Annotated in this window: 1 protein-coding gene; it reads right to left on the bottom strand. The window is 31.7% G+C overall.

Annotated features, from left to right (window positions below):
- Positions 1–337 precede the first annotated feature (337 nt).
- The gene (locus HPY60_11720) at positions 338–3,097 is read right to left on the bottom strand and encodes a substrate-binding domain-containing protein (protein ID NPV51843.1); all 2,760 of its coding nucleotides are present in this window, start codon (positions 3,095–3,097) and stop codon (positions 338–340) included.
- Positions 3,098–3,368 lie beyond the last annotated feature (271 nt).

Raw genomic sequence — 3,368 nt, 5'->3', positions numbered from 1 at the left:
ATATTAGACTCTACTGATCCTAAAGATTTATTAATCATTTATTTGTTTTCTTCTTTGGAATATAGCAAGAAGGACACTATATTGAATTTACCGAAAGTTAATTCGTTTTTGTATGGTCTGCTTTTTAATAACAAATTTTCACAGAAAGCACAAATACTAATTGATAATTAAAATATTAAAAGCAGATATATTTTATAACATTTTGATAGATGAAAAATAAAATATGTATCTACTAAGATTCATGATCCTTGCCACATTTATAGAAGAATAAAAAATCTATTAGAAAATCATTAAATTTTACTGAAACTATATTGAAAACAGATTGAGGTCTTTTTAATTAATTGAAAGATTCTTCAGCATGGTACTTCTTTTGTTGGGTTTTCAGCCAATCTTTATAATACTGGCTTGGATTTACTCCAAATTCCTGAGTGAAACATTTGCTGAAGTATTTTACATCATTAAATCCACATCTCCAAGCAACCTCATTTATGTTGTAAATGGTTCCTTTTGTAAGCAGCTTGGCTGCATAATTCAGTTTTGCTTTCTTAAGGAAGTCTACGGGTTTAATAGAAGAAATTTCTTTTATTCTTCGATAAAGGGTTGACCTCGACATATTCATTTTCTCAGAAAGTGTTGACATTGAATAATCTTCATTCTCAAGATTCTCATATATGTTATTAAGGCATTTCCGTAGAAAATCCTCGTTCCTGTTATTATCTTTCTCAATCAGATTTCTGAAAAAGGGAGAAGGACAAAAGAATTTTTTTAAATTTTCTCTGCTCTCAATTAGATTTTTAATATTGGATAATAATAGAGACTCATTAAATGGTTTTGTAATATAAGCATCTGCTCCAATTTCGAAGCCTTTAATTATGTTTTCTTGAGAATCTATTGCAGTAAGCAATATTATGGGTATATGACAGGTCGCCAAATGTTTTTTAATTTCTATGCACATCTGCATACCGTCCATTACTGGCATTAAGATGTCACTTACTATTAAATCAGGTGATTTTTTTAATGTAATATCTAATCCTTCTCTCCCATTTCTAGCAGTGATTACGCCATAATACTTACTGATTATATCAGCGAGAACAATCAATACATCAGGATTATCTTCTACAATAAGCACGCTTTTTTTTAAACCTGGGTCAGGTCTACTCTTTGCATCGTAATGAGCCTGAGTTGTACTTTCAGCTTTGTTAAAATTGTCTGTAGTCTGATGAAATTGTGGTAATACTATACTAAAAGTCGTTCCTTTATTCTCAACGCTGTTAACAGTAATCTTGCCCCCATGAAGTTGCAATAATTCTTTAGTTAGGGCTAACCCAATTCCAATTTTATCATTACTAGTGTTGTTATTAATAGTCTTATAAAACCTATTAAAAATAAAGGGTAGATCATTGCTCGAAATTCCAATGCCTGTATCAGAAATATCAATCAAAATATTGAAACTCTCCGATCTCATTGAAATGGAGACTGAACCTTCATATCTATTGTATTTAATAGCATTTGAGAGCAAATTATACATTACTTTTTCAAGAACACCTGCATCATATTCCGCATAAATATTCTTTGTTATATTAGAAATAATTCTGATATTTTTTTCTTTAGCTTGTTCCTCAAAAGCTTCAATGATATTTTCAAGAAATTCTGACAAGTTTCCTTTTATGAATACTAAATGATATTTATTTTCATCAATATTTCTGAACTTTAATATCCCGTCAGTAAGACGAGCCAATCTTTCAGAACTTCTTTGCAGAACCCTGAGTTTACTCTTTGTTGATTCATCGTTAACTGTTCTAAGAAGCTCATTTACTGGATTAGTTATTAGTGTTACAATAGTTCTGAATTCATGTGAAAGATCAGTAAACAATCGGAGTTTATTTTCTTTAGCCTCTTCAGCGACAATAAGTAAATTTATTGAATCGTCTCTCTGTTTTGTTATTATTTTGTTTTGATTGTTAATAGTCTTGTTTTTTTCATCCAGTAGTTTGTTCATTCTATTTTTATTCCTTAGAGAAATGAAAATCGCTATTACGCCAGCAATAAGAAGGATAATTAGTGTAAGACCAAGGAGAAGTAATGTATTTCTTCTGGTCAACAATGACGACATATTATTTATATGATCGTTGAGTTTGTCAATTTTGCTTAGCTGGTCCTGTATTTGTTGGCCTTGTAGCCAAATAGTCCTTGCATTACTTTTATCAATTCGAAAGGTATTCAGCGTATTGTTTTTTTCAAATTTCTCCTTCGTAAGGATCGCAATTGCAATTTGGATAGCCTTTTCGCCGCCAGTGGGATAAAAAATAGTACCATCAATTAATCCTTTAATGACCATGTCTACACCCCCATCTGAGACATTCATCCCATCAACACCAATAATGTATGGCTTGATATTATATTTAATAGCTGATTTTGAAGCAGCACTTGCCATAAAATCATTGTGCGCGAATATAAGGTCAAAATCCCTATAAATGCGAAAAAGACTATCTGTAATTCTTAGTGTCTTTTCCTCAAGCCATGAGCCTTCGATAGTCTTGACGATAGTAATTCCAGGATTATTGTTAATTATTTCATGAAAGCCTTTTGACCTTTCTATAGCAGGGGTAGATCCTTTGAGCCCAGCAATCTCGAGGATCTTTCCTTTCCCATGTAACAATTCACTAGCAAAATATCCTGCTTCCCTACCAATTGATAAATTATCGGCTCCAATAAAAGCAGAATACTGAGATGAATTTATTTTTCTGTCAATTACAATTACAGGAATTCCTTTATTAAATACTTCTTCTACAACCGGAGTAAGTTGATCTGCCTCGTTTGGTGAAACAATCAATATATCAATCTTTCTGTTGATTAAATCACGAATATCCTCTATTTGCTTTGAATTGTTATCATTTGCATCTTTTATGATAAGGTCAATATCGAAATCCCTGTGAAAGATTATCTCTCGCTTCATCTCCTCCACCATTTCCTGCCTCCAGGCATCAACCATGGTACACTGAGAAAATCCAATTACTATTCTACCTTCGGGCTTTTTAATAATATCCTCATCTGGTCCAACTAAAAGTAAGAATATTAAAATTAACCCATTTTTCATACATCTTCTTATATGGGATTCTAGTATCTAAGGCAAAGATAATAAATAAGGATGTTAATTCAGACTGATTCTGTGACCGTGAACAATGTCAACAATAATGACCTCTTTTACACGAGCAGGAGATATTTCTTCATTATACCACATATTAAATATCAGCATAATAATTAATTAGAAACCTAGAAAACAATCACACCTTAAAATATTTGTTTAATAATGTTGTCAATTATTCACCCCATTTTGACCTTTTTTTCCCTATCCATGTACGCTACTT

This window comes from Methanofastidiosum sp., assembly GCA_013178285.1.
GTDB lineage: Archaea > Methanobacteriota_B > Thermococci > Methanofastidiosales > Methanofastidiosaceae > Methanofastidiosum.
Note: the sequence above shows the minus strand (reverse complement) of the source record. Positions and strands in the feature narration are given on the sequence as shown.

What these genes read in the sequence shown, in the direction of transcription:
- HPY60_11720 (NPV51843.1), bottom strand. Translation starts at nt 3,097, where the DNA reads ATGAAAAATGGGTTAATTTTAATATTCTTACTTTTAGTTGGACCAGAT.